23 protein-coding genes, 5 pseudogenes and 1 riboswitch are annotated in these 25,795 nt (G+C 32.1%); of the genes and pseudogenes, 6 read left to right on the plus strand and 22 right to left on the minus strand.

The window, feature by feature from the left end; all coding sequences use genetic code 11:
* Window positions 1-26: 26 nt before the first annotated feature.
* The 13 genes and pseudogenes from STRUR_RS11895 to pcrA all read right to left on the minus strand — a co-directional run bounded on the left by STRUR_RS11895 (window position 27) and on the right by pcrA (window position 8,748).
* Window positions 27-985: pseudogene (locus tag STRUR_RS11895) on the minus strand (aromatic acid exporter family protein).
* Between the two features lie 4 nt (window positions 986-989).
* Complete coding sequence (locus STRUR_RS06110) at window positions 990-1,586, minus strand: restriction endonuclease subunit S (protein ID WP_006738997.1); 597 nt, start codon at window positions 1,584-1,586, stop codon at window positions 990-992.
* 91 nt (window positions 1,587-1,677) lie between these two features.
* Entirely contained in the window at window positions 1,678-2,166 is a 489-nt protein-coding gene (tpx, locus tag STRUR_RS06115) for a thiol peroxidase (protein WP_006738784.1), read from the minus strand.
* Window positions 2,167-2,255: 89 nt separating this feature from the next.
* The gene (locus tag STRUR_RS06120; protein ID WP_006739230.1) at window positions 2,256-2,897 is read right to left on the minus strand and encodes a GntR family transcriptional regulator; all 642 of its coding nucleotides are present in this window, start codon (window positions 2,895-2,897) and stop codon (window positions 2,256-2,258) included.
* A 147-nt stretch (window positions 2,898-3,044) separates the two neighbouring features.
* On the minus strand, window positions 3,045-3,560 hold the full coding sequence (locus STRUR_RS06125) for an Asp23/Gls24 family envelope stress response protein (protein ID WP_006739992.1): 516 nt from the start codon (window positions 3,558-3,560) through the stop codon (window positions 3,045-3,047).
* Between the two features lie 2 nt (window positions 3,561-3,562).
* A complete protein-coding gene (locus tag STRUR_RS06130; protein WP_006740432.1) occupies window positions 3,563-3,775 on the minus strand; it encodes a CsbD family protein in 213 nt (70 codons plus the stop codon).
* Between the two features lie 31 nt (window positions 3,776-3,806).
* On the minus strand, window positions 3,807-4,355 hold the full coding sequence (locus STRUR_RS06135; protein ID WP_006738970.1) for an Asp23/Gls24 family envelope stress response protein: 549 nt from the start codon (window positions 4,353-4,355) through the stop codon (window positions 3,807-3,809).
* A gap of 36 nt (window positions 4,356-4,391) precedes the next feature.
* Window positions 4,392-4,583: a DUF2273 domain-containing protein gene (locus STRUR_RS06140; RefSeq protein WP_006739499.1), complete on the minus strand. Its 192-nt coding sequence runs from the start codon at window positions 4,581-4,583 to the stop codon at window positions 4,392-4,394.
* 10 nt (window positions 4,584-4,593) lie between these two features.
* Complete coding sequence (gene amaP, locus STRUR_RS06145) at window positions 4,594-5,181, minus strand: alkaline shock response membrane anchor protein AmaP (protein WP_006740107.1); 588 nt, start codon at window positions 5,179-5,181, stop codon at window positions 4,594-4,596.
* A 12-nt stretch (window positions 5,182-5,193) separates the two neighbouring features.
* Window positions 5,194-5,442, minus strand: a complete 249-nt coding sequence (locus tag STRUR_RS06150) for a GlsB/YeaQ/YmgE family stress response membrane protein (RefSeq protein ID WP_006738521.1) — start codon at window positions 5,440-5,442, stop codon at window positions 5,194-5,196.
* A gap of 47 nt (window positions 5,443-5,489) precedes the next feature.
* Entirely contained in the window at window positions 5,490-5,738 is a 249-nt protein-coding gene (locus STRUR_RS06155) for a GlsB/YeaQ/YmgE family stress response membrane protein (protein WP_006738521.1), read from the minus strand.
* A gap of 46 nt (window positions 5,739-5,784) precedes the next feature.
* A complete protein-coding gene (locus STRUR_RS06160; RefSeq protein ID WP_006740226.1) occupies window positions 5,785-6,033 on the minus strand; it encodes a GlsB/YeaQ/YmgE family stress response membrane protein in 249 nt (82 codons plus the stop codon).
* 432 nt (window positions 6,034-6,465) lie between these two features.
* A complete protein-coding gene (gene pcrA / locus STRUR_RS06165) occupies window positions 6,466-8,748 on the minus strand; it encodes a DNA helicase PcrA (protein WP_006738903.1) in 2,283 nt (760 codons plus the stop codon).
* Window positions 8,749-8,952: 204 nt separating this feature from the next.
* On the opposite strand from pcrA, the gene STRUR_RS06170 reads away from it, so the two are divergent.
* The 3 genes from STRUR_RS06170 (at window position 8,953) to STRUR_RS06180 (ending at window position 13,065) form a co-directional block, all read left to right on the plus strand.
* A complete protein-coding gene (locus STRUR_RS06170; RefSeq protein ID WP_006739366.1) occupies window positions 8,953-10,041 on the plus strand; it encodes an iron-containing alcohol dehydrogenase family protein in 1,089 nt (362 codons plus the stop codon).
* A 146-nt stretch (window positions 10,042-10,187) separates the two neighbouring features.
* Window positions 10,188-10,310, plus strand: a riboswitch (glycine riboswitch).
* A gap of 115 nt (window positions 10,311-10,425) precedes the next feature.
* Complete coding sequence (locus tag STRUR_RS06175; RefSeq protein WP_006739156.1) at window positions 10,426-11,763, plus strand: alanine/glycine:cation symporter family protein; 1,338 nt, start codon at window positions 10,426-10,428, stop codon at window positions 11,761-11,763.
* Window positions 11,764-11,823: 60 nt separating this feature from the next.
* Window positions 11,824-13,065: a cation diffusion facilitator family transporter gene (locus tag STRUR_RS06180; protein WP_006739506.1), complete on the plus strand. Its 1,242-nt coding sequence runs from the start codon at window positions 11,824-11,826 to the stop codon at window positions 13,063-13,065.
* An 18-nt stretch (window positions 13,066-13,083) separates the two neighbouring features.
* Here the strand turns inward: STRUR_RS06180 and STRUR_RS11740 are convergent.
* The 9 genes and pseudogenes from STRUR_RS11740 to STRUR_RS06225 all read right to left on the minus strand — a co-directional run bounded on the left by STRUR_RS11740 (window position 13,084) and on the right by STRUR_RS06225 (window position 23,772).
* Window positions 13,084-13,922: pseudogene (locus STRUR_RS11740) on the minus strand (amino acid ABC transporter substrate-binding protein).
* A gap of 22 nt (window positions 13,923-13,944) precedes the next feature.
* Window positions 13,945-14,575, minus strand: a pseudogene (locus STRUR_RS06190) (amino acid ABC transporter ATP-binding protein).
* Window positions 14,576-14,587: 12 nt separating this feature from the next.
* A pseudogene (locus STRUR_RS06195) lies at window positions 14,588-14,809 on the minus strand (ABC transporter permease subunit); the annotation flags it as partial.
* Window positions 14,810-14,921: 112 nt separating this feature from the next.
* Window positions 14,922-15,260 (minus strand): annotated as a pseudogene (locus STRUR_RS06200) (zinc ribbon domain-containing protein YjdM).
* Between the two features lie 106 nt (window positions 15,261-15,366).
* The gene (gene glmS, locus STRUR_RS06205; RefSeq protein ID WP_006740074.1) at window positions 15,367-17,178 is read right to left on the minus strand and encodes a glutamine--fructose-6-phosphate transaminase (isomerizing); all 1,812 of its coding nucleotides are present in this window, start codon (window positions 17,176-17,178) and stop codon (window positions 15,367-15,369) included.
* A 164-nt stretch (window positions 17,179-17,342) separates the two neighbouring features.
* Window positions 17,343-17,900, minus strand: coding sequence for a signal peptidase I (gene lepB, locus STRUR_RS06210; RefSeq protein ID WP_006738662.1), 558 nt, complete (start codon window positions 17,898-17,900; stop codon window positions 17,343-17,345).
* Window positions 17,901-18,013: 113 nt separating this feature from the next.
* Window positions 18,014-19,516 carry a pyruvate kinase gene (gene pyk, locus STRUR_RS06215; protein WP_006739778.1) on the minus strand — a complete coding sequence of 501 codons (1,503 nt, stop codon included), beginning with the start codon at window positions 19,514-19,516 and terminating at the stop codon, window positions 18,014-18,016.
* A gap of 58 nt (window positions 19,517-19,574) precedes the next feature.
* On the minus strand, window positions 19,575-20,588 hold the full coding sequence (gene pfkA / locus STRUR_RS06220) for a 6-phosphofructokinase (RefSeq protein WP_006740296.1): 1,014 nt from the start codon (window positions 20,586-20,588) through the stop codon (window positions 19,575-19,577).
* Between the two features lie 79 nt (window positions 20,589-20,667).
* Window positions 20,668-23,772: a DNA polymerase III subunit alpha gene (locus STRUR_RS06225; RefSeq protein ID WP_006740399.1), complete on the minus strand. Its 3,105-nt coding sequence runs from the start codon at window positions 23,770-23,772 to the stop codon at window positions 20,668-20,670.
* A 157-nt stretch (window positions 23,773-23,929) separates the two neighbouring features.
* Here STRUR_RS06225 and STRUR_RS06230 point away from each other — a divergent pair, with 157 nt between their 5' ends.
* From STRUR_RS06230 to STRUR_RS06240, 3 genes are read left to right on the plus strand one after another with little or no spacing between them, the layout of a single operon-like run.
* A complete protein-coding gene (locus STRUR_RS06230) occupies window positions 23,930-24,298 on the plus strand; it encodes a GntR family transcriptional regulator (protein ID WP_006738709.1) in 369 nt (122 codons plus the stop codon).
* Window positions 24,299-25,009, plus strand: coding sequence for an ABC transporter ATP-binding protein (locus STRUR_RS06235; RefSeq protein WP_006738930.1), 711 nt, complete (start codon window positions 24,299-24,301; stop codon window positions 25,007-25,009).
* Window positions 25,009-25,773 carry a hypothetical protein gene (locus STRUR_RS06240; protein ID WP_006739538.1) on the plus strand — a complete coding sequence of 255 codons (765 nt, stop codon included), beginning with the start codon at window positions 25,009-25,011 and terminating at the stop codon, window positions 25,771-25,773. Before STRUR_RS06235 ends, STRUR_RS06240 begins: the two co-directional genes overlap by 1 nt.
* The last annotated feature ends 22 nt before the right edge of the window (window positions 25,774-25,795 follow it).

Genomic DNA, 25,795 nt, shown 5'->3' on the forward strand with positions numbered 1-25,795 from the left:
GACAAGAAATTTTAATCTTGACTTTTTTACTCAGACTCAAAATAATAACCATAAAAATCAACCTTTAGTTCAATAAATCTTTCTAATTCATGCAACAATTGATATAATAAGGCCCTTTGCTCAAATTCTTCTCGAGTTTTAGGTAGCTCACGACTTCGATAAGTCTCTAGTAATTCTTCAATTTGATCAATCAGTGATTTTCCCGAATTTTTTTCACTTAATTGATGCCCCGTTTCATGAAATAATTCTCCCAATAATTTACTTTCTTTTGATTTTAAATTTAATTTTTCAAGTTTGGGAGTCATTTGTTTCAAAAGATTATTTTGGTTACGTCGCATTTCAAAATAATGAACTTGATAGTTAGTTAAATTGAATAGTTGATTATGCTGTTCTTTATAGACTAACTTAATAGCTGATTCAACTTCACTTTCTAAATCTATTAGCAATTTTTCATCAATTTGTCATTCACCTTTAGTCAAGATAGATTCAAAATGAAAAAAAACTGTTTGAGATATTGTTCGACATCAATATGCTTTTCTTGAATTTCTTTTTCAAAAGACGACATATAAGTATTACAGCATAATGCTGCACTAACACCAATGAAAAATAATAAAAACTCATTTCCAATTAGATCAAGTGAAACTTGCTTAATACCATATATATGGGTTACCAATACTGTAATTGGAGCAACCCCAGTTTCTAGATTAAATTGATATGCAAAAGGAATATAGATAAGTAAAAAAATTCCAAAAACAATTAAGGTGTAACCAAAGTAGCTAAATAATAAGCTAGCAATTGAAAAAGCTAGTATAAAAGCCAAAAGCCTCTGTAAAGCTACTTTTAGAGTAGATTGTTTGGTTTCTAAAACACTTAAAATGGCTATAATACCAGCTGAACTAGCATTATTGAGATGTAAATAACTGGCTATCACAATAGCTACTAGAGTGGCTATTGTGATTTTTATTGTTCTTTCAATTTTGTTCATCTTTTTAAATTAAACTTTTTCTCACTTCTTTTTGAATATGTTGCCACTCCATTTCAGCTCTAGCTAACTTACGTTTATAGTCAGCCAAACCTCTTAAATATTGGCCAATTAAATAGTCTTGTTTTACCAAGGGAATTACAGGAATTGGAATTTCTAATAATTCTTTTGTTGAGAGATTGATAACATTTTTACCATGGTCTGCTTCTTCCAATAAAGCTTTACCAACTTCTGTCTCTAGAAAAAATTTTATATAATGGCCACGAATCTTGTCTGTTGGTCGTAAAATAGTAATATTAGAGGATGCAATCATTTGCTTATCTTGTTGGTTAAAAACAGCAATTTTCTTTACTGTTCCTTTAGATGCAATCAACACATCATCTTCTTCTAGAAAATATCTTAACAATTGTCGATGAGGCAAATTAACGGTTCTTAAACGATCATACGAAATACCTAAGGCATCTATATCAACCAAGTTTATCAATCCATAATTACCTTCCTCAACTTTACTTGAAATAGCCTTTCCTTTGAAACAATCGACGACATCCCCAAGTGGTATTTTTTCAAGATCATTATTCAAATATTCTTTCAAAAGTTGATTCATAATAGTATTCCTTTATTAAAATATGGTATTTTAATACTATTATAACACATTTTTAAATGAAATAAAAAAACCTAGTTTAACTAGGCTTTTTTTACATTAATTCATTCACTTTATCAATAACTTCTTGATAATTTGGTTCGGAATTCACATTCTCAACATATTGCGTATATAAGACGTTGAGCTCATCATCTAAAATTAAAACTGCACGAGCAAGTAGTTGCCATTCTTGCATTAAGAGTCCATAGTTTTTTCCAAAATCATGGTCTTTGTAATCTGATAAAATTAGAGCATTTTCTATGCCTTCATTAGCACACCATTTCTTTTGGGCAAAAGGTAAATCTTCTGAGACAGTAATAATTGATACATTATCTTTCTCAGCTAATTCTTTGTTAAATGTTCTTGTCTGAGTAGAGCAAATACCTGTATCAATTGATGGGATTACACTGATTACTTTTAATCCTTTAAAGTCACTTAATGATTTTGTTTCTAAATCTGTATTTAAAAGTTTTGCATCACTTGCTTTATCACCAACTTCAAATAGATGACCTAAAGTCACAGGGTTGTTTAAAAATGTTGTCATTTGACTACCTCCTATTAAAATTATTGTATCTCAAAAATAGTTTTATTGAAATTAATCTGATTAAAAAAACTGATCACATAATGATCAGTTTATAAGCCCATAGTTAAATTAAAGAAAGTTTTCATTCTAGAATACACATCATCATCACCGACAAAATAGATATGATCTCCTTTTTCAATAACTGCATAAGGCCCAGGAGACTTAAGTAATTCCCCATTATGTTCGATAGCAACAACCGTTGCACCAGTTTGTTGCCAAAGATTTAACTCACCTATTGATTTTCCAAATATTTCAGTTGGTTTACTCGCAATGATTTCATAAGTCATCAAAGGATATTGTTTGGAAATAGATTGACTTTGCATTAAGAAATCATTTACTAATAGCTCTAATGCGTTTAGATCTTTTTGTTGTTGACGAATATTATCTCTAATATTTTCTTTGATGACGGCAATGGAATGTATTGATTCATACTGATCAATAAAATCCATTGCTTTCTCTTTAGATAACACAATAGCTCCGCTACCATGCTTTAAAGTTAATATATTTAGGTCTGCCAGAATATTTAAACCTTTTCTAGCTGTTTCCGGAGAAACATTAAAAGTAGAAGCAATTGTTGTTCTAGACTTTAATTTTTCTCCGACAACATAATCGCCATCAGCTATTCTTTGGGCGACTGCAACAGCAATTTTTTGATATTTTGAGCTTTTAACTTCTTTCGTTACATCACTCATAAGCAAAATTCCTCTAATTATTTTTCTCTAAATATTAAATCATAATTTCTCTAAAATGACAACTTAATGAGAAAATTAAATTGTCATTTCAAAAAAGAGAACTGGATTGTCAGTTCTCAATCCTATCAAACAGGATATATCCTATTATTAATGAGCTGCTTCTTCTTGATTTGAAGCTACTGCATCTTTAACTTTTTCAGTTCCATTTGAAATAGCATCTCTAGCTTTACCAGATTGTTCTGATATAAACTTACCAGTTGCTTGTGAAGCACTCGTTACACGATCTTGTAATGTTACTGAGTCAGATTCATGTTCTTCTTTTGTTTTGATATCAACAACATTCGCATTCAATTCAACAACTTTCAAGTGAGTCATAACATCAACATTTTGACTAACAATTGCTTTGATACTTTCTACAATTGAAGGAATATCTTTACCATATTCTACAACAATATCTAAGTCAACAGCTACTTCTTTAGTACCAACTTCAACATTAACACCATCTGTAACTGAATCAGAATTAACGACATTGTTTTTTAGGTTTGAGAAGAATCCTCCACTGACTTGAAGTAAGCCATCAACATTTTCCAATGCATGTCCTACAATTTTTTCGATTACTTTATCATTATATGTTAGTGAACTTTTAATGTTATCTGTTGTCATAATTATTTCACGTCCTTATCTTCTTTATTTTTTAGTCCGTTAATCGCACCTTTTACAGTGTCTTTAGCATCAGCTAAACCTTCTTTAACTTTACCTGAGCCTTTTTCAACTTTACCTTCAGTTTCAACTTCTTTATCGCCAGTAACTTTACCAACAGTTTCTTTAAGGCTACCAAAAACTTTATCTAATTTTGCATCAAATTTTTCTTCTGACATATTAATTTCCTCCAATTAGAAATTCGAGATATTATTTTACACGTGGTTCAGACTGCATATCTTGAACTTTATCTACTCCAGATCCTATAGCTGATTTAACATTATTGACTTGGTTTGAAGTAAATTTTCCAGTAGCTTGAGCTGCATTTGATAATTGATCTTGAACAGTCACTGAGTCAGCTTCATGTTGTTCACGAGTTTTAATATCAACAACATTTACATTCACTTCTACAACATCTAAATCAGTCATGCGTTTAACTTCTTTTTCAACGACTTCTTTAACTTTTTTATAGATTGTTGGGATATGTTTTTGATATTCAACAACAACATCCAAGTCAACGGCAACTTGTTTTTTACCAACTTCAACATTTACACCATCTGTTACAGAGTCAGAGTTAACCAGTTTATCTTTAATACTTGAGAAAAATCCTCCACTAACTGCTAACAAACCATCTACATTTGCAAGTGCAATTCCGATAATTTTTTGAATAACTTTATCTTCATAAGTTAATTCACCACGAATAGCCTCTGGTTTTGTAGTTGTTGCTGTGTTTTTAATGTATGTGTTTGAGTTTGTCATAATAATACCTCTTCTATAATTGTTGTGTTAAAAAAATTATTTACGATTTCTAAATAGATTATCTAAAATCCCCGTTCTTTGGGCATAAAGTCCAAGATATGATCCTAATCCGATAAAGATTAACACTAAAATTGTTTTCCAAAAACCAAAGGAAACAAACATAATAGCTAAGATTAATCCGGCAACTCCACCTAAAATGGGATATTTAAAACGTTCAAAAAATTCCATTTTATTTCTCCTATTCTACTCTTTGACGACTTTCAGATTGATTTCCAAAGTATTCAGAGTCATCAATATCTTTTACGTAGACTTTAAAGTCGACTGGTTTATCCAAACCAAAGAATTCATTAAAACCAGTTGTAATGCCTTCTTCAAGCCCTTTAACTTGATCTGAAACACCAACTCTTGAACTTAAACGACCTTTCACATCAACTTTAAATTTCTTTTTGTAAAGTTTTGCAGTAACACTTGGATTTTCCATTAGTCCTGTTGTTTTTATTGCAGAACGTACATAACCTTCAATTGCTGATTTTTTAAGCAATAGAGAACCCTTATTCTTTTCTAAACGAACTTCAGTATAAGTTCTTGGATAGAATATGATGACGAGAACTGCAAAGAGAATAATTAGGAAAAGAACAATTGCACCCCAGAAAAGGTAATTGTACATGCCAAGATCCATTGTTCTCGGCATGTCCCAATTCCAATCCAACCACTTAAATGAATTTGGTAAATTCAAATGAGTTTGAGATGTCACAATGACAAAATATAGGAGTGTTAAGAGTACTATTCCCAAAAGGCTATAAAGTGTTTTTAATCCTTTTGACATAAAGCACCTCTCTTATTTATTAATTTTTGCAAGTACAAAGAATGTTACAAGAACAACAATAACCGCTCCTATGATTGAAGGAATTAATGCCATACCTGCTAACGATGGTCCCCATGTTCCTAACAAAGCTTGACCTAACCAAGCACCAACTAAACCTGCTACAATGTTTGCGATCCATCCCATTGAGCCACCTTTTTTCGTTAAAGCTCCTGCGATAAGACCAATTAAACCACCAATAATAAGTGTCCATAATAATGACATAATAGTTACCTAAACTTTCTAATGAATCAAGTATTTAATTTAAAATTTTATTTATTAATTTTTGCAAGTACAAAGAATGTTACGAGAACAACAATAACCGCTCCTATGATTGAAGGAATTAATGCCATACCTGCTAATGATGGTCCCCATGTTCCTAACAAGGCTTGACCTAACCAAGCACCAACTAAACCTGCTACAATGTTTGCGATCCATCCCATTGAGCCACCTTTTTTCGTTAAAGCTCCTGCGATAAGACCAATTAAACCACCAATAATAAGTGTCCATAATAATGACATAATAGTTACCTAAACTTTCTAATGAATCAAGTATTTAATTTAAAATTTATTTATTAATTTTTGCAAGTACAAAGAATGTTACAAGAACAACAATAACCGCTCCTATGATTGAAGGAATTAATGCCATACCTGCTAACGATGGTCCCCATGTTCCTAACAAGGCTTGACCTAACCAAGCACCAACTAAACCTGCTACAATGTTTGCGATCCATCCCATTGAGCCACCTTTTTTCGTTAAAACTCCTGCAATAAGACCAATTAAACCACCAATAATAAGTGTCCATAATAATGACATAATAATTACCTAAAACTTTCTAAGCACATAGTGCCAAATACTTAAAGTTCCTATTAGAACTAAGTAGACTTAAAACAACTTTTCTCGAGAATAATCTAGTGACCATTTATAAATTATCTAAAAATGTGAATCAAAGTTTTTATCTAGCATTTGTAAACAGAAAACGTTTCCCGTGCCTTAATAACAACTTTATATTAAGTGACCGCACTTTATTTAATTTATATTGTTATTATACTACTTTATTTTTGTTTTGCAAGTGATATGCTTTATTTTTATAAAATTGTCTCTTTTTTTAAAATTATCTATAAAGCCTGATTTAGAGGCATTTAAAATAGAAAATATGTTAAACGATTCTTTAGTTTTTCATTTAAAAATAAAAAAACAATCTAAAAACCACTGGTTAAATTTTTAGATTGTCACTTTTATTCTGTTTTAAGTAGTCACTTTTTCAATTGGAGCAACAGAAGCTAATAATTTTTTTAGACCAACTTCAGGAAACTTGATTTTTAATTCCTGTGTTTGACCACTGCCACTCACTTCGAGAACCGTACCATCTCCCCATTTTTTGTGACGAGCAATATTACCAATTTCCCAATTAACAACTGCTTTTTCTTTAACCTGAGAATGAAGCAGTTGATTATGGTTTATTGTTTTGGGTTGAACTACTGCTTTACGTTTTTGAAGGGCTTCTTGCAAACTCATGCCTTGTGCAAATTGATTTTCGGTTGATTGACTAAATCTCACTCCAAATGATGAATTTGCTGGTCTTGCTAAACCTTGATAGCTAAGCAATTCATCTGAGATTTCTCTTAAGAAACGTGTTGGTCTATTATAGGAAGTTTTACCAAACAAGGTTCTGGTATTAGCATTGGTCATAACTAACTCTTCTTCAGCTCTAGTCATACCAACATATGCTAGTCTTCTTTCTTCTTCTAATTCATCAGGATCTTCTGAAGCTCTAGATAAAGGAAAGACACCTTCTTCCATTCCTATTAAGAAAACAACTGGAAACTCAAGTCCTTTCGCCGCGTGGAGCGTCATTAATGTCACTTCAGCTGACTCTGAATCTGCATCATCAGTATCAGCTATTAGAGCCAAATCATTCAGGAAACGACCAAGTCTATCAACTCCTGTTTCAGATTCTTCCACTGGATTAGAATCATCGAAGTTTTTTGTTACTGATAGAAACTCTTCAATATTTTCAATACGAGCTTGACTTTCAAGAGTATTTTGGAGTTGTAAATTTTCTAAATACCCACTTTCTTCTAAAATCTCTTCCGTTATTTCAGTAATTGTAAGATCTGAACTCTTTTCTTTTACACTTATCAAACAATTAGCTAAATGTAAAATAGCTTGTGCCGTTTTACCTTTAATAGAAGAAAGTAAAATATTTGCTGAGGCATCAAGTAAACTCATATCTGTATCTAGAGCAAATTGTCTCATTTTTTCTAGTGTTCCTGGTCCAATACCTCTTTTAGGCTCGTTAACAATGCGTTCAAAGCTAATATTGTCAGAACTATTTGCGATTAGGTTAAGGTAGGCGATAAGATCTCTAATTTCTTTTCGACTATAGAATTTTGTTCCGCCAACCATTGTGTACGGAATATTAGACTTTAAAAAGGCTTCTTCAATTGTACGAGATTGTGCATTTGTTCTATATAATACTGCAAAATCTTTGAAATTACGACCATTATCAGAAATCATATGATCTATTGTTGAAGCAACAAAAATAGCCTCATCTCGCTCATCATTAGCCCTATAATAAACTAATTGCTCACCTTTGGTATTTTGCGTCCAAAGCTTTTTAGGTTTACGATTTCTATTGTTTTTAATAACCTCATTTGCAGCTTGTAGAATAGTTTGTGTGGAACGATAATTTTCTTCTAGTAGAACAACCTTAGCATCTGGATAATCCTTTTCAAAGTCTAGAATATTTTGCATATCAGCACCACGCCAGCCATAAATAGATTGATCAGCATCACCAACAACACAAATATTTCTAAATCGTGAAGCTAGTAAGGTTACTAATTGATATTGTGCATGATTGGTATCTTGATACTCATCAACGTGAATATACTGATACCGCTGTTGATAATAGGCTAAAATATCAGGATTTTTATCAAATAAACGAATGGTCATCATAATCAAATCATCAAAATCAAGTGCTTCACTTCGACGTAATTCTTTTTGATATAACTTATAACATTTTGCAACCATCTTTGTATACATATCAGATGCTTGTAATTCATAAGCATCTTCATCAATTAAAGCATTCTTAGCATTTGATATGGTACCTAAAATGGCTCTTTCATTCCATTTTTTAAGATCTACATTTAATGATTTTAAAATCCGTTTCATTAATGTTCGCTGTTCACCGGGATCAACGATAGTAAAGTTTTTACTATAACCAATAGAATCCGCTTCTCTTCTTAAAATACGAACACACATTGAATGAAAAGTAGCAATTAAAGTATCTTGAGTAGCTGGATTTAAAGCAAGTGCCCTTTCTTTCATCTCACGCGCAGCTTTATTTGTAAAAGTAATAGCCAATATATTCCATGGATTGACAAATTTTTCATCAATTAAATAAGCGATACGGTGGGTCAGTACTCTTGTTTTTCCAGAACCAGCACCAGCCATTATTAATAAAGGACCATCTGTAGTTTCAACTGCTTGAGCTTGTCTTGGATTCATTCCAACTAAAAGTGGATTCATGTTTTCTCCTTTATTTTCAATCATGATTTTGATTACTAACTTTAAAATTATATCACGATAGGTCTTAAATTAAAAATAGAATTCCATAATTTAATAGGTGATTTTATTGAAAGTCAATTATATTTCGTAAATTATTAAAATATTCTTTTAATTCAGAATATTTGTGATATACTAGAAAGTAATTTAATTAAAGGAGATATTAATATGGAATTTCAAAGTGTTGTCCGCGGTGAAGCCTCTCAGTATTATGCTGAAATAGGTGCAGTTAATAAGTTAGAAGAAAAAGTTACACTCTTTAAAACACCTATTATTATCACCGGTGAGAAGTCCTATCAAGCTTTTTTAGACGTCCGTGAAAAAGAGCCAGAATTTCCAGTCTTACGCTATGACCGTACAGCTAGTCATGAAAATATGGATTTATTAGCTTCTCAAGCAAAAGAATTAGGCGCAGATCTTTTAATAGGTATTGGCGGTGGTAAAGTCTTAGATACTACAAAAGGTACGGCAGAACGATTAAACGTTGATTTTGTCTTAATACCAACTGTTGCCGGAACTTGTGCCTGTGCGACCCCAGTAGCTGCCGTCTATAACCCTGATCATTCCTTTAAATGTGTTGATTATTATCAACGCTCTGGCTTTTTAACGCTAGTTGATTATGATTTATTGGTCAAATCACCAAGAGAATATTTGATTGGCGGTATTTGTGATACACTAGCTAAATGGTATGAATCAGAAATTATTAATCGACAAAAAGATAAACAAGAATTACCAGCTATGGTGCAATTAGGTCTTGCTGCAGCTAAAGTTTCGATTGATGTTTTGTTAAAAGATACCAAAGCATCACTTCAATCTCATTCAAAAGAGGAAGTAACACCTGCATTTGAACGTGTGGTAGATACTGTATTTGCTGTTTCAGCTTATGTTGGTTGCCTTGCCTGTGAAGCTGGTCGTATGGCCGGAGCTCACGCAATTCATAATGGTCTGACTCAATATTCTGAAACAAATACTATACAACATGGCGTTAAAGTTGCCTATGGAATCTTAGTTCAACTTTGTGCAACCAATGATATTGATGAAGTGAAAAAATTAGTTCCATTTTATCAAGAAAATGGCTTTATTTATTCATGGGATCAACTTCATATTACTAGTGCAAGCTTTGAAGAAGCTGCTCATAAAGTTGCTAAATTTGCAGCTTCAGATAGAGAAACATTCAATTTAGCAGTTAAAAATGTAACAACCGAAGAAGTTTACCAAGCAATGGTGACTTTAGAGGACACCATAAATTCTCTTTAAGCTCAGTTGACAAAATGAATAAGTTTCGTTATGATAAAAAAATCAATTAAATAAAATCCGAATGATATTATACAGGAGAAGAAAGTTTCACTTTCGCCGAAGGAGTTATACTCTCAGGTATCTCAATTGAGATGGGACTGTTTAATGGACGGGCTTCTGGAGAGACCTTGAGAATTTTTAATTCTCACCTTTTTAAAAGGACGGCGCCGAAGGGGCAAGGCTAATAAGTACAAGCTCAATCTCTCAGGCAAAAGGACAGAAGGTAAGTAAGTATTATTTTGTAATGCCTTGATAGAAATCACGACAGTCTATTTACTTATCCATTCAGAAGTTATCTAGTCATAGATAACTTTTTTTGTATAGCATTTCGGTAAGGAGAATAGGGTGTATACACTTTTAAAAATGATTGACAACTTCATTTGGGGACTTCCTTTATTACTATTATTAGTAGGAACTGGATGTTACTTAAGTTGTCGATTAAAACTTATCCAAATCATACGATTAAAATTAGCATTCACAATGATTTTTAAAAAGAGTAACGATACAGGTGATATCACAAGTTTTGCTGCATTAGCAACAGCACTTGCAGCAACAGTCGGAACGGGAAATATCGTTGGTGTCGCAACTGCTATCAAATCTGGAGGTCCTGGTGCTCTTTTTTGGATGTGGGTTGCAGCTTTTTTTGGTATGGCGACAAAATATTCAGAAGGATTTTTAGCTATAAAATACCGAATTAAAGACAGTAACCACCAAATATCTGGTGGACCAATGTACTATATCACTAATGGTATGGGTAAACAGTGGAAACCGTTAGCTTTCATGTTTGCCATTTCAGGACTTTTGGTTGCTTTGTTTGGAATTGGTACCTTTACTCAAGTAAATGCAATAACTTCTGCTCTACACCATAGTTTTGGTATGTCTTCCAAATTAATAAGTATCATTCTTGCTCTATTTGTGGCTATTATCATTTTTGGTGGTATACAGTCTATTTCAACTTTATCAGGAAAAATTGTGCCTCTCATGGCGATTTTCTACATTGGCTCTTCTTTGATCATTATTATTGTCAATATCAAGCTTTTACTACCAAGTCTTATCTTAATTCTTAAATCAGCTTTTACACCAACAGCAGCTATTGGAGGTTTTTCTGGTAGCCTTGTAAAAGATGCTATACAAAAAGGAATTGCTAGAGGTATTTTTTCAAATGAATCAGGCCTGGGATCAGCTCCTATTGCAGCTGCTGCTGCTAAAACAAATGAACCTGTTGAGCAGGGTCTTGTATCAATGATTGGTACTTTCATTGATACATTAATTATTTGTAGTTTAACCGGATTATCTATAATCATAACAGGTCAATGGCAAAGTTCACTTGAAGGTGCACCCTTAACACAATCTGCGTTTGTAAGTGTTTTTGGACAAATTGGTGGTCTTATTATTAGTCTATCATTAGTTTTATTTGCTTTTACAACAATCTTAGGATGGTCATACTATGGAGAAAAATGTTTTACCTTTTTATTTCGTGTTGAATGGATTAACTATTATAGACTTATTTTTATTTGTATGATTGCATTAGGAGGCTTTTTAAATTTAAATGTTATTTGGTATCTTGCTGATATTGTTAATGGACTTATGGCATTACCAAATTTAATTGCAATCAACTTTTTAGCACCAATTATTATTAAGGAAACAAATCACTATTTTAAAACTCTAAACTCAAAAACATAAGAGTCACCTCAAGTCTTTAAAATCAACTTTATGATATAATAAATCAATATGGAGGGTAATATGTCAACACCTACAGAAGATTTAAAAATAGCTAAAAGAGGACCAATTGTCAGCATTTTTGTCTATTTAGTATTAGCTATTGCAAAGTTATTAGTTGGTTTCTTTTTAAATGCTAGTTCGCTGATAGCAGATGGATTTAATAACCTATCAGATATCGTTGGAAATGTCACTCTTTTGATTGGACTACAATTAGCAAGTCGTCCAGCTGATCAAGATCACCGATTTGGTCACTGGAAGATTGAAGATTTATCTAGTCTTCTTACTTCGATTATTATGTTTATAGTAGGTATTCAAGTACTAATAGAAACTATTCAAAAAATTTTTTCAAATGAGAAAGTTACGATTGACAGACTTGGTGCCATAGTTGGTATAATCTCTGCAATTGCTTTATTTTTGGTTTATCTTTATAATAAACACCTCTCAAAAAAAGTAAGATCAAGTGCTCTAGTAGCAGCTTCAAAAGATAATTTATCCGATGCTGTCACCTCATTAGGAACTTCTATTGCTATTATTGCTGCTTCACTCCATTTGCCAATTATTGATAGAATTGCTGCAATTATCATCACTTATTTTATTTTAAAAACAGCCTATGACATTTTTATGGAAAGTGCCTTTAGTTTATCAGATGGCTTTGATGAACGGCAGCTTAAAAAATATGAAAAAGCCATTCTAGAAATTCCCAAAATTTCTGCAGTTAAATCTCAACGCGGTAGAACTTATGGGAGTAATATTTTTCTTGATATTGTGCTAGAGATGAACCCCGATCTTTCTGTTTATGAGAGTCATGCTATTACTGAGCAAGTTGAGGAATTATTAAGTGAGCGTTTCTCAGTCTATGATATTGATGTTCATGTTGAACCCGCACCAATTCCTGAAGATGAAATCTTTGAAAATGTATTTCAAAATATATACCGTAATGAAAAGATGATTTTAGCAAAAGTTCCTGGTTATGAAACTTATATATCAAGTCATTTTTACTATATCAATGCCTCAGGTGAATGGCTTAGTGCTGAGCAATTCTTGAACCTTAAAGAATCTTTTGCTCCAAATTTCAAGTCATTCAAAATTGATTCTATCAGTCAAAAGACTAAATTAGTGACTTATATCTTAGATGGACAACGGCATTCTAGTATTTGGCGAAGAAACGAAACTTGGTTTATACTCTTTCATCAGGTAACTGAAAGTTCAAAACCTCATATAACAAAACATTATCAGATTAGAAGATTAAACAAAAAAGAATGATTCAATTAAATCATTCTTTTATTTTATGTTTGAAGTTGCCACATCCTCACCAAACCACTTTTTCGAAATTTCTTGAAATTTTCCAGTCTTATGGAGTTTAACTAAGGCAGCATTAACTTTTTTAACAAGTGTTTTATCAGATTTTCGCATTCCTATTGCAAAATCCTCACCCTTAAATTTACTATTAACAATATTATAGCGATCTAATTGGCCTTCTTGTTTCAGGTAATAATTTGCATAAACCTTGTCAATCAGTAAAACATCAATTCGATTATTTTTCAAATCAATAAAAGCTTGTGTAAAGGTTTCATACTGTGTTGCGTCTTTATCCTTAAAATTATCCTTTAAAATACTTGGGTTAGCTGTTAAGGCATCGTAACCCGATGATCCTGATTGTGCACCAAGTACTTTACCTTTCATTGCAGAAAATGACGTAATCTGTGATGATTTTTTAGTTACTAATACTTGCTCATTTTTCATATAAGGTTTTGAAAAAGCAACCTTAGCTTTTCTTTCTTTTGTAATGGAATAGCCATTCCAAATCAAATCATTTTACCGTTTTTGAGTTCAGTCTCTTTCAAATCCCAATTAATTGGCTGAAATTTAACTTTTATACCATATTGTTTAAATACAGCCTTTGCAAGATCAACATCAAAACCACTATTTTTACCATGAACATCTTTAAAACCCATCGGTACAAAAGTATTATCAAAACCTAATGTTATCGTTTTTTTTGAAGTATAAGTCTTCCATTGATCAGATTGTGCTTTTTTGGCTTCAGAACTTGAACATGCTGTTAAAAAACTTAATAATGCTATGAATACCGTTATTTTTATAAAACCTTTAAATTTCTTCATAAATCATACCTACTTTAATCTTTTATTTAGGATTAAATTTTACTATACTATCAGAAATAGTTTCTGCAAATTTTAGATCATGAGTGACAACAATTTGTGTCATACCAGAAGCTTTATTTTGTAAAATTAATCGTTCAACTTCTTGTCGCAATTCTGGGTCCAAAGCACTAGTTGGTTCATCATAACCTATTATTTGTGGGTCAATCATCATTGCTCTAGCCAAAGCTACACGCTGTTTTTGTCCTCCTGAAAGAGAATGAGGATAAGCATGAATATGTTCCGTTAAACCTAGCGGTGTCAATAAATCAATTGCTTTTTGCTTTGCAACTTCTTTTGAAATTCCCATAGTTTTTGTGGGTGACAAAATCATATTTTCCAAAACAGTTAAATGTGGAAATAATTGAAAATCTTGAAAAACAAACCCTAATAAATTGAGTTGTTCTAAGTGATCAATTGAAACTTGATTTCCGTTATAAAAGATTTCACCAGAGTCAATACTCTCTAAACCTGCTAGCATACGAAGTAGCGTTGTTTTACCACCACCAGAAGGACCAACTAAGGACACTATTTTTCCTTTTTTTTATATCTAAATCAAATTGATTAAAAATATATTTTTGACCAAATTGTTTGGAAATATTTCTTAATTCTAACATATATGGGACTCCTTACTTGTAATAGTTAAATTTCTTCTCAATCTGTTTAGAAAGAATGGTAACCAAACCAATCAAAAGTAAATATATGGCCCCAGCAATAAACATTGGTGCTAATGTCGCATCTCTGTTGGCAGCAGTTTTACTAGCAAGTAACAGATCACCAACCCCAAGCACATAAACCAGAGATGAATCTTTAACTAAGTTAATGACTTCATTGAAAACACTTGGCAAAACCTCTAAAATATATGACATACTTTCTCCAATACAAATAAATTATTATTATAACAAAATTTTGAGTAAAATTGCATAAATTTTATAAAAATACACAATCTTGTGTATTTTTATTTTATATTTTTTTGACGAATTCAGATTTAAGAGCCATAGCACCAAATCCAGCAATTTTACAATCTATATTGTGATCGCCATTAACCAATCTAATATTTTTTACTTTTGTTCCTTGTTTCAAGTCTTTTGATACCCCTTTAACTTTTAAATCTTTAATAGTCATTATGGTATCGCCATCTTGCAATAAATTACCATTGGCATCTCTCACCTTAAGACCATCCTCAGAATGATCTTCATGATTATTTGGTGACTATTCAAATGAACAAATTAGGCAAATTAATAATAACCCATTCTCATAAACATAGTCTGAATTACACTTTAAACAATTTGGAAGTGACATTTTTATCTCCTTATTAATCCTAAAAAAATGATATTTTTCTATTTTACTGTAGTTTCTAAACTTTGGCAAGATAAAATAAAAAAAAGCTCTTTTAAGAGCTCTTTTTTTATTCTACAGTGACAGCTTTTGCTAGATTTCTAGGTTTATCAACATCAAGTCCACGTTGTAAAGAAGCATAGTAAGCAATTAGTTGAGTTGGAACAACCATTGCAATAGTGGACAATAATGGGTGAACTTTATTAACAACAAAGTCATCACCTTCACGCTCAAGTCCTTCCTCAACTACTGTTAAAACATTTGCTCCACGTGCTGCTACTTCTTGAATATTACCACGAGTATGAGAGGCAACTACTTCACTTGCTGAAATTAAGCCAATAACTGGTGTCCTATCTTCTATTAGTGAAATCGTGCCGTGTTTTAATTCTCCAGCTGCAAATCCTTCACATTGAATATAAGAAATTTCTTTTAATTTAAGCGAAGCTTCCATCGCGACATAATAATCATTTCCACGACCAATATAAAAAGCATTTCTGGTTGTTGCTAAAAGGTTTTCTACTTTTGAAGCAATTAATTCTTTTTCTGATAAAGTAGACTCAATAGCTTGTGCTACAATGGAGAGTTCATGTACTAAATCAAAGGATTTTGCTAAAACATTTTGGTTAGCTTCACCAACAGCTTTAGCTAAAAATGCTAAAGCAGCAACTTGTGCTGTATATGCTTTAGTTGATGCAACAGCTATTTCTGGTCCGGCATGTAATAGCATTGTATAAGTTGCTTCACGAGATAAGGTTGATCCTGGAACATTTGTTACGGTTAGACTAGGAATTCCCATTTCGTTTGCTTTAACTAAAACTTGTCTGCTATCTGCGGTTTCACCTGATTGACTAAGCAAGATAAACATCGGTTTTTTACTTAAGAGTGGCATATTGTAACCCCATTCAGAAGATACACCTAATTCTACAGGCTTATCCGTTAATTTTTCGAGCATTGATTTTGAAGCGAAGCCTGCATGATAAGAAGTTCCTGCTGCCAAAATATATAATCTGTCAGCTTCTTGAATGGATTTGATAATTTCTGGGTCAATCATCATATTGCCATCTTTATCTGTATATTTTGAAATGAGTCGACGCATCACTGTTGGTTGTTCATCAATTTCTTTTAACATATAAAAAGGATAAGTTCCTTTACCAATGTCTGATAAATCTAATTCAGCAGTATAGGATTCTCTTTCAACAGCATTTCCGTCGTAATCAAAAACTTCTACGCTTTCTTTTTTTAAAACAACTAATTCCTTATCTTGAATTTCCATAAATTCAGATGTTTCACGAATCATTGCCATTGCATCAGAACAGACCATATTGTAACCTTGACCTAAACCAATCAATAAAGGAGACTTGTTTTTAGCAACATAGACTGTATCTGGATTTTCAGAATCAACTAAAGCAAATGCATAAGAACCTTCGATAAGATGTAAAGCTTTTTTGAAGGCTTCAAGTACTGATAAACCGTCTGAAACAAATTGTCCAATTAAGTGAACAACAATCTCAGTATCTGTTTCACCATTGAGAACATGACCATTTAAATACTCATTTTTAAGTTGTAAATAATTTTCAATAACGCCATTATGAACAAGAACTAAGCGATCATTTTGTGAAGTATGAGGATGAGCATTATTTTCAGTAGCTTGACCATGTGTTGCCCAACGCGTATGACCAATACCTGTTGATCCTGCAACGTCAATTCCAATCTTAGCTCTTAAATCAGCAATACGACCTACAGACTTAACTAGTGAAGAAGTCTTTTCGTTACATACAAAAATACCTGCTGAATCATAACCACGGTATTCAAGTTTTTCAAGTCCTTGCATTAATATATCTGTAGCATTACGATTTCCGACAACACCAACAATTCCACACATTTTGACACCTATATCAGTATTAAACTATCTTTCTTAATTTTACATAATTGGTATAGTGCAATAATAATCGCAAAAACCAAGCATAGATAGTATATAATTAATATTTTAGAAAGTCAAATAAAATATTGGTATAGTTCATTTTTGTAACAAAAAAAGTAGAGTAATTACTCTACTTTTACAAACCCAAATTGTTTTAATGGTAATAATCTAAATGTCACGACTCCTTTTATCTGATCTTTTTTAATAAAACCAAATTCACGACTATCTTGTTTATTTTGACGATTATCATTTAAAACCAGGTAATAATCTTTTGGTATTTTATCATATTTCCCTTTTGTAATTGTTGATACTGTAAAATCATTTGTAAATAAGCTCCCCATTGGAGCACTGGAAATATAATCAGATTTAAGTTTATCAATATACGGTTGTTCTTCTATTTTATTATTTAAATAGAAAATATCATCCATAAACGTTACGGTGTCGCCTTCTTTGGCAATGACACGGCTAAGGTATTTTTTATTGTTTACTTTATATACGATAAAGTCTTTTCGTTTTGGTTCAACACTCTTTTTTATCGTAACGACATCTTTTTCATGTAAAAAACTACTGCTTGCCTCATTCGTAACACGATAAGTTGAAAAAACAAAAATCCTTAACAATATAAAAATAACTATTGCTAATAATACTAATAAAATATTTCTAATAAAGTCGCGTTTTACCATAAGCTCCCCACATTCTTTATCATATTATACCATTTGTTTGGTTATAAAAAAAGAAAAGCTTATTTAAAAACAAAAAAACTATCACTGAAATACAGTAATAGTTTTTTATAAAATTATTTTACAGTACGAACACGCATTGTATTAGTTCCACCAGTACCAACTGGTACTCCTGCAACGATAACAATGTTGTCTCCAGATTGAACTAATCCAGATTGTAATGCAACACGTTCTGCAACTTCGAACATATCATCTGTTGATGCTGGTCTCTCAGAAAGAACTGGAATAACACCCCAGTTAATCATCAAAGCTTTTTGAACTTTTTCATCAAAAGTAACAGCTAAAATGTCAGATTCTGGACGGAATTTAGAAATAGCACGTGCTGTATTACCAGTTTCAGTAATAGTAACGACTAATTTGATATCCATAGATTGAGTAGCGTCTTTAACAGCTGATGCAATAACATCAGTTTTATTGTTACGTGGGAATTTAGAAGAATCTAAACGTCCATATTCACTTAACAATGTTTGAGCATTTTTATCAATTGTAGCCATTGTACGAACTGATTCTAATGGGTATTTACCATTAGCTGACTCACCAGATAGCATTGTTGCATCTGTACCGTCAATAACAGCATTGAAGACATCTGAAACTTCTGAACGTGTAGCACGAGGTTTTTCAGTCATTGTTTCAAGCATGTTTGTTGCAGTGATGACAGCTTTACCAGCAGCATTAACTTTAGTAATAATCATTTTTTGGAATACTGGAACCATTTCAAATGGAACTTCGATACCCATGTCACCACGAGCAATCATGATACCATCTGCAGCTTCAATAATTTCATCAATATTGTCAATACCTTGTTGGTTTTCAATTTTTGCAAATAATTGTACATGTTCGTTTCCAGTTTCTTTACAAATGTCACGAACTTCTTGAACATCTTTTGCAGTACGAACAAATGAGATCGCAATAAAGTTCAAACCTTGTTCAAGACCAAAACGAATATCAGCGTTATCACGTTCAGCTAAAGCTGGGAAAGGAATTTTTGTATTTGGAATATTAACACCTTTTTGTTTTGCGATAATGCCATCATTTTCAACTTCAACAACAAACTCACGAGTAGCAATATCTTTTTCAATAACACGTAAACCAAGTTTACCATCATCGATAAGAATTGTATGACCTACTAATACTTCATCATAAATATCAAGTGAACCTGCAACATTAAGAGCAATAACATCACGTGTTGATTTAATACCTTGCTCAGTAGCAACTCTAATGCGTTCGCCAGTTACATATGAATATTCTTTAGCATCATCTTCAAATAATTCTGTACGCATTTCAGGTCCTTTAGTATCTAATAGGAAACCTACTTTTTGGCGAGCCATTTCTTCAGCACGACGTACAGTTGCCATACGATCACCTTGTTCTTGGTGATCACCATGTGAAAAGTTAAAACGGAAAACATTAGCTCCTGCTTCAATCAATGAAGCGATTTTTTTAGCTGAGCTTTCAACGTCTAAACTTTCACCCCAATAACCATCATCACCGAATTTTTTACCACCACGGATTTCAACAGCTGGGCCAAGTGTTGCAACGATTTTTACGCGTTTATTCATTTTTATGAAACTCCTTTTTTATTGTCATTAACTGACAGTTATAACGATGTAAACTTAATTATAAAGATAAATCTCTGTTTAATTCAGCAAAATCTAAACGTGCTTTATGCGGATTATTAACAATGATTTTTCCATCATCTGATAAAGTAAATAAAGCATTTTCTTCTGCTGTACCAAGAATTGGGCTTTCAACTAATTCTTCATTGTGAATACCAATTGCAAGACCTCCACGGCCTGCTTTTAGTAATTCAACAGCATGTGATCCCATCCATGAAGCAATAACACGATCTCTAGCAGTTGGTGAACCGCCACGAAGAATATGACCCAAGTTTGTTACACGAAGATCACTATTATCACCTGCAGCTTTAAGTTCTTGAGCAAATTTTTCACCACTCATAACACCTTCTGCAACAATGATAATATGATGATTTTTTCCTTTTTGTTCAAAGTCATCCTTAATATTGGCAGCAACTTTGTTGATATCAAACTCTTCTTCAGGTACGATAATTTGATCTGCACCACTAGCAATACCAGCCCAAAGTGCAATATCACCAGCATTTCGACCCATAACTTCAACAACAAATGTACGACCATGACTTGAAGACGTGTCACGTAATTTATCGATAGCTTCTACGGCAGTATTAACTGCTGTGTCAAAACCAATAGTATAATCTGTACCTGCAATATCATTATCTATCGTGCCTGGGATACCTACTGCTGGAAATCCATGCTCAGTAAGACGCATAGCACCATGGTAAGAACCATCTCCACCGATAACAACGACACCTTCAATACCATTTTTCTTAAGTTGCTCAATCCCAGCAAGTTGACCTTCTAATGTTGCAAATTCTGGATAACGAGCTGAGTATAAGAAAGTCCCACCACGTGAAATTTTATCGCCAACATTTTTTGAATCTAATGGGAAAATATCCCCTTCAACCATACCAGCGTAACCATGGTTAATACCGTAAACTTCCATTCCTTCTGAAATTGCTTTACGAACAACTGCACGAATAGCAGCATTCATACCAGGGGCATCTCCACCACTGGTTAAAACAGCAATACGTTTCATTTTTTGGTACTCCTTTTATTAATTTAACAAGCTTATTATAGCACAATACTTTGTAATTTTCTGCATTATTGAAGCAATTTTACTGAAAAACCGTTTTCAATGTAAATTGTTTTAATTTTTTCTGTAAATACTCCGATTTTTCAATAAAATGCACCTGACTTTGGATTGTTTCTTTGGTATCTTGATAATGAATAATAACTGGTATATTGCCTTTATAATTCTCTAAAATACTAGAAATTTTATTATCATTAAGATGCGATTCAGCAAGAATCCAGAAGGTTTCACTTGTGGCAATAGATGCTTTATTTAGAATCATTTGGAGACGTCCATCTCTTTCTTGAATTTTTCCTTCTAAATAGTAATATTGTCCTTCTTTTAAAAGATGTTTTACTTGATAATAGGTTTCTGGAAAAATAGTTACATCACATTTATTTTTTAAATCACTAACTGATAAAAAGGCCATTTGTTGTCCATTTGTCTTAGTTCGGATTAATCGTATGGATTGAATTTCTACCAAAATTGTTTCAACTTTATTAACTGTCAATTGGGAAATAGAAGTTGCTTTATTTCCTTTTAAACTAGCAATCTTTAGTAAAGGATGAGGACTAACTCCTACGCCTAAGACTTCTACTTCTGCTTGAAATTTTTCAGCTTCGTTATAATCTTGACATTCCACCCAACTAAACGAAGAATCTGCAAATAAACTACCTAATTCTTGTACAAAAATAATCAAGCCATTTAGGTTTTCTTCAATTTTTCGACGATTTTTTTCAAATTGATCAAAAAGACCAATTTTTACTAATGGTAGAATAAGTTCTTTTTGTTGGTATTTTTCAGGTAAACGTGTCAAGAAATCTTCAATATGTCGAAAAGGTCTATTTTCTATAATCCAATATGAAAAATCTCTAGGTTGATTTTTTATTTGTTTTAATCCTAAATAGATTTGGTTATGCTTAATTTTATCTGTAAATGGAATCGTATTAATATTCATTTTTGCAATCTTAAAACCTGAATTAATAGCATCTGTTAGGTAATCACCATTAGCATAATTAAGCATGATATCATAAAAAATATCAGGATAATGTGCTTTGAAATAAGTCATTTGAAAAGCTAAAGCAGAATAAGCAAAGGCATGACTCCTGTTAAACCCATAACCGGCAAATTTAACCATTCTATCAAATAAATCAATAGCTTTGGCTTCATCATGGTGATTAGCAATTGCACCTTTAATAAAGGAATCTTCCATTTTTTTCATTTCTGCTAGATTCTTTTTAGACATTGCTCTTCTTAGCAAATCTGCTTTACCTAAAGTAAAACCAGCAAATACCTGTGCAATCTGCATCACTTGCTCTTGATAAAGCATAATGCCATAGGTCGACTCTAAAATACTTGCAATAGACGGATCAAGTAAATCAATTTTTTCGTGACCAAATTTACGATTAACAAAATTATCAATATAATCACTAGCACCTGGTCTATTTAAACTTGTTGTAGCGACAACTTCCTCAAAACTAGAAGGTTTAATACGTTTCAAAAGTTGTATTGCTCCGTTTTGTTCGAATTGAAAAATTCCTCTTGTATCACCATTTGCAAACATGGTTAATGTTTCTTTGTCTTCTAAATTGATATCTTCAATCTTTATTGAAATGCCTTTGTCATCTAAAAGCTTTTCTTTCATCTTTTGAATCAATGTCAGGTTTCTAAGACCTAAAAAATCCATTTTCAAAAGCCCAACTGCTTCAACTGCTGGAGCATCATATTGAGTGATCATCATTTCATCACCCATTTTTAGAGGAATATGATCTGTCAAATTATCATCTGACATGACAATACCTGCAGCATGAATCGAGGTCTGTCTAGGATTACCTTCAATTCTTTTAGCAACTTGAAATGCTTTTTGATATTCTAATTTTGAATTTATTAATTGTTTAAAGGCAATGTTTTTTTCATAAACTTGGTTTAAATCATCTTTAAAGCCAATTTTTTTGGTAAATTGAGACAATTCATATTCTGGAATACCAAATCGTTTCAAAACATCTCTTAAAGCTTGTTTGGCACCAAAAGTAGAAAAAGTAACAATTTGAGCAGCATGTTGACTACCATATTTATCTCTCACATAATGAAGAAAATCACTTCGATAAATATCAGGAAGGTCAATATCAATATCTGGCATTGTAAAACGTTCTTCATTTAAAAAGCGTTCAAAAAGCAAATCATTTTTGACGGGATCAATTCCTGTGATATCTAGTGAAAAAGCTACTAAACTTCCTGCGGCAGATCCACGTCCCATCCCCATATAATAACCTTTTTCACGGCCAAATCTTAGTAAATCCCAAACAATCAAAAAATAATCATCAAAACCCATTTTTGAAATGATTCCAAGTTCTTCGCTAAGTCTTTCTTGGTAATCTTTTTGCCATAAGTTTTTTTGTTTTAAGCCTTTTTCAGTTAACTGACGCAATTGGTCTTTTGCTGGAATTTCTCTATTAAATCTCGGTAATTTTAAAGACTTATCAAACTGATAATTAATAGTTGCTACTAACGTATTTAAAGTCTCAAGAGCATTTGGGAATTTCTGTTCAAACTTAGCTTGCAAATTAGCCTTGGATAAAAGAAATTGATGATTATCAATAGAACTAGTTTCTCTTAGTAAAGTATTTTCTTTGATAGCTTTTAAAACTTGTAGACTTTCAGTATCATCTTGATTGAAATACCTTACAGTGTGAATAGGTATTAATTTCTTTTGAGTCTGAAGTATCGGAGAGTCTTCGCAAACACCAATATAAAAATCAAAAGGAAGTGTCAATTCTTCAATACCAGAATAATAGTTAATAATAATAGCTAGATTTTCTTTAAAATCAAGAAACTTTTCAAAAGTTAAAGCATTAGACATCTGTAAACTAGAAAGTTTTAAGAGATTTTGGTAGCCATTAGTATTTAAAGCAATCAGATAAAGGTCATAAGTCTGATCACGATAGGTTAATCCTAGTTCTAAACCAAGAATGGGTTTTAAATTTGCCGCATTTGCTTTTTCGATAAAATGATATGCTGCGTAAAGATTGTCTTTATCCATGATACCAATAGCTTCATAACCAAGCTTCTTTGATTCTAATATATAATGATCAATATCAATCAAACTTTCCATAAACGAATAAACCGTTTTAGTATCTAATTGGGCAATCATAAACAGCTCCTTTGTCTTTTTTACTATTATACTATGAATTAACTATTTCTGGTATTCTTTACTTTTTTGACTTTGCATTGTCTTGACATTTCAAATGATTTTCTGTACTATTTTTTTAGTACAAACTTTTTTTAAAAGTTAAAGGAAGGGGTACTATATGTCTTGGAATTTTGATGAAAAATCTCCAATATACTCGCAAATTGCACAGCATATTAAGCTACAAATAATCAGTCAGGAAATTAAAGCTGGTCAACAATTACCAACTGTAAGAGAATTAGCTGAAACTGCTGGAGTCAATCCAAATACTATGCAACGTGCATTTAGTGAATTAGAACGAGAAGGAATCGTTTATTCACAAAGGACGTCTGGTCGATTTGTGACAGATGACCAATCATTGATTTCGCAAAAGCGTCATGAACTTGCTAAGGAAGAATTAAAAACTTTTGTTGAAACGATGAATCAAATGGGATTTGAAACTGAAGAAATCATACCTGCATTAGAATTGTATTTAAAGGAGAAACTATAGATGTCGCAATTAATACAGTTTCATCATGTGTCTAAAAACTACAAAAATAAGACTGCCATTGATGACATTACTTTAGCAATTCCACCTGGTAAAATTATTGGCTTATTAGGTCCAAATGGTAGCGGAAAAACAACTTTTATCAAATTACTAAATGGTCTTTTACAACCTAGTTGTGGTGAAATTGTTATTGATGGGTACCATCCATCAGTTAAAACCAAAAAAATAATTTCTTACTTGCCTGATACCAGTTATCTTCAAGAGAATCTTAAAATTCGAGATACACTTGCTTTTTTCAAGGACTTTTATGAAGATTTTAATCTAGAAAAAGCCAATCGTTTGTTAAAAGATTTAAAATTAGATTGTAATCAAACTTTGAGTAGTTTGTCTAAAGGTGACAAAGAAAAGATTCAACTTTTGCTCGTTATGAGTCGTCAGGCAAAACTTTATATTTTGGATGAACCTATTGGGGGGGTTGATCCTGCTGCAAGAGACTATATTTTAAGAACTATTATCAATAATTACTCAGAAGACGCTTCTGTTCTTCTTGCAACTCATCTTATTTCTGATGTTGAACCAATCTTAGATGAGGTCATTTTACTTAATAATGGTCAAATGATTTTGCAGGGAAATTGTGATGACCTCCGCGAAAAACATAGTAAATCTATCGATCGTCTTTTTAGGGATATTTATAAAATTACAAGGGAGGCGTAATGTTTAGGAAATTAATGAAATATGAATTTAAATCAATTGGGAAGTGGTATTTTGGTTTAAATATTGCGGTTTTGACACTTTCAGTCATTTTAGGATTAACCATAAATTCAATTATTCAGTTTGTTGATTCGGAATCAGATATTGGAGATGCACTAACATCAAGAGCACTTCCACTAGCATTGATTCTAACATTAGCAGTTTTAGTTGCTGGTAGTTGGATTTCAACTTTATTTATTATTATTAATCGTTTTCATCGAAATATCTTTCAAAGAGAAGGCTACTTAACGCTAACCTTACCCGTTTCAACACATCAGATACTCTTTTCAAAGTTATTTGCTTCTGTTATTTTAAATGTCATTAATCTTATTGTCCTTATCTTAGGAGTTGAGTTTCTCCTTATACCAATTTTAGGATTTCAAGATGCAACAAGTAGCTTATCACATTTCTTTTTTGATATGAAATTTTTGTCAGAAGATGCAACAATATTGTTTTACTTATTTCTTGCTTCTATCACCAATATTTTGCTAATTTATTTATCAATTACAATAGGACAACAGTTTGAAAGAAGAAAAGGTTTAATTGGCTTTTTTGCCTATTTCTGTATAAGTCTTCTTTTGATTTTCACAGGCGATATTTTCTTACCAACTAATAATATTACTGGTATAGGATTTTATGTATACTATATAGTAGAATTTTGTACAGAATCACTTATTCTTTACCTGATAACGCATTATCTCATAAAATATAAAACAAATTTAAATTAAAAAGGTTGAGTCTTACTCAACC

Origin of the sequence: Streptococcus urinalis 2285-97 (assembly GCF_000188055.2) — a bacterium.
GTDB classification, from domain to species: Bacteria; Bacillota; Bacilli; order Lactobacillales; family Streptococcaceae; genus Streptococcus; species Streptococcus urinalis.

What these genes read in the sequence shown, in the direction of transcription:
- STRUR_RS06125 (WP_006739992.1), bottom strand. Translation starts at nt 3,560, where the DNA reads ATGACAACAGATAACATTAAAAGTTCACTAACATATAATGATAAAGTA.
- STRUR_RS06180 (WP_006739506.1), top strand. Translation starts at nt 11,824, where the DNA reads ATGTCAACACCTACAGAAGATTTAAAAATAGCTAAAAGAGGACCAATT.
- STRUR_RS06240 (WP_006739538.1), top strand. Translation starts at nt 25,009, where the DNA reads ATGTTTAGGAAATTAATGAAATATGAATTTAAATCAATTGGGAAGTGG.
- STRUR_RS06120 (WP_006739230.1), bottom strand. Translation starts at nt 2,897, where the DNA reads ATGAGTGATGTAACGAAAGAAGTTAAAAGCTCAAAATATCAAAAAATT.
- STRUR_RS06170 (WP_006739366.1), top strand. Translation starts at nt 8,953, where the DNA reads ATGGAATTTCAAAGTGTTGTCCGCGGTGAAGCCTCTCAGTATTATGCT.
- STRUR_RS06110 (WP_006738997.1), bottom strand. Translation starts at nt 1,586, where the DNA reads ATGAATCAACTTTTGAAAGAATATTTGAATAATGATCTTGAAAAAATA.
- amaP (WP_006740107.1), bottom strand. Translation starts at nt 5,181, where the DNA reads ATGTCAAAAGGATTAAAAACACTTTATAGCCTTTTGGGAATAGTACTC.
- pcrA (WP_006738903.1), bottom strand. Translation starts at nt 8,748, where the DNA reads ATGAATCCACTTTTAGTTGGAATGAATCCAAGACAAGCTCAAGCAGTT.
- lepB (WP_006738662.1), bottom strand. Translation starts at nt 17,900, where the DNA reads ATGGTAAAACGCGACTTTATTAGAAATATTTTATTAGTATTATTAGCA.
- tpx (WP_006738784.1), bottom strand. Translation starts at nt 2,166, where the DNA reads ATGACAACATTTTTAAACAACCCTGTGACTTTAGGTCATCTATTTGAA.
- STRUR_RS06130 (WP_006740432.1), bottom strand. Translation starts at nt 3,775, where the DNA reads ATGTCAGAAGAAAAATTTGATGCAAAATTAGATAAAGTTTTTGGTAGC.
- STRUR_RS06150 (WP_006738521.1), bottom strand. Translation starts at nt 5,442, where the DNA reads ATGTCATTATTATGGACACTTATTATTGGTGGTTTAATTGGTCTTATC.
- STRUR_RS06135 (WP_006738970.1), bottom strand. Translation starts at nt 4,355, where the DNA reads ATGACAAACTCAAACACATACATTAAAAACACAGCAACAACTACAAAA.
- STRUR_RS06230 (WP_006738709.1), top strand. Translation starts at nt 23,930, where the DNA reads ATGTCTTGGAATTTTGATGAAAAATCTCCAATATACTCGCAAATTGCA.
- pfkA (WP_006740296.1), bottom strand. Translation starts at nt 20,588, where the DNA reads ATGAAACGTATTGCTGTTTTAACCAGTGGTGGAGATGCCCCTGGTATG.
- STRUR_RS06225 (WP_006740399.1), bottom strand. Translation starts at nt 23,772, where the DNA reads ATGATTGCCCAATTAGATACTAAAACGGTTTATTCGTTTATGGAAAGT.
- STRUR_RS06235 (WP_006738930.1), top strand. Translation starts at nt 24,299, where the DNA reads ATGTCGCAATTAATACAGTTTCATCATGTGTCTAAAAACTACAAAAAT.
- STRUR_RS06160 (WP_006740226.1), bottom strand. Translation starts at nt 6,033, where the DNA reads ATGTCATTATTATGGACACTTATTATTGGTGGTTTAATTGGTCTTATT.
- pyk (WP_006739778.1), bottom strand. Translation starts at nt 19,516, where the DNA reads ATGAATAAACGCGTAAAAATCGTTGCAACACTTGGCCCAGCTGTTGAA.
- glmS (WP_006740074.1), bottom strand. Translation starts at nt 17,178, where the DNA reads ATGTGTGGAATTGTTGGTGTTGTCGGAAATCGTAATGCTACAGATATA.
- STRUR_RS06155 (WP_006738521.1), bottom strand. Translation starts at nt 5,738, where the DNA reads ATGTCATTATTATGGACACTTATTATTGGTGGTTTAATTGGTCTTATC.
- STRUR_RS06140 (WP_006739499.1), bottom strand. Translation starts at nt 4,583, where the DNA reads ATGGAATTTTTTGAACGTTTTAAATATCCCATTTTAGGTGGAGTTGCC.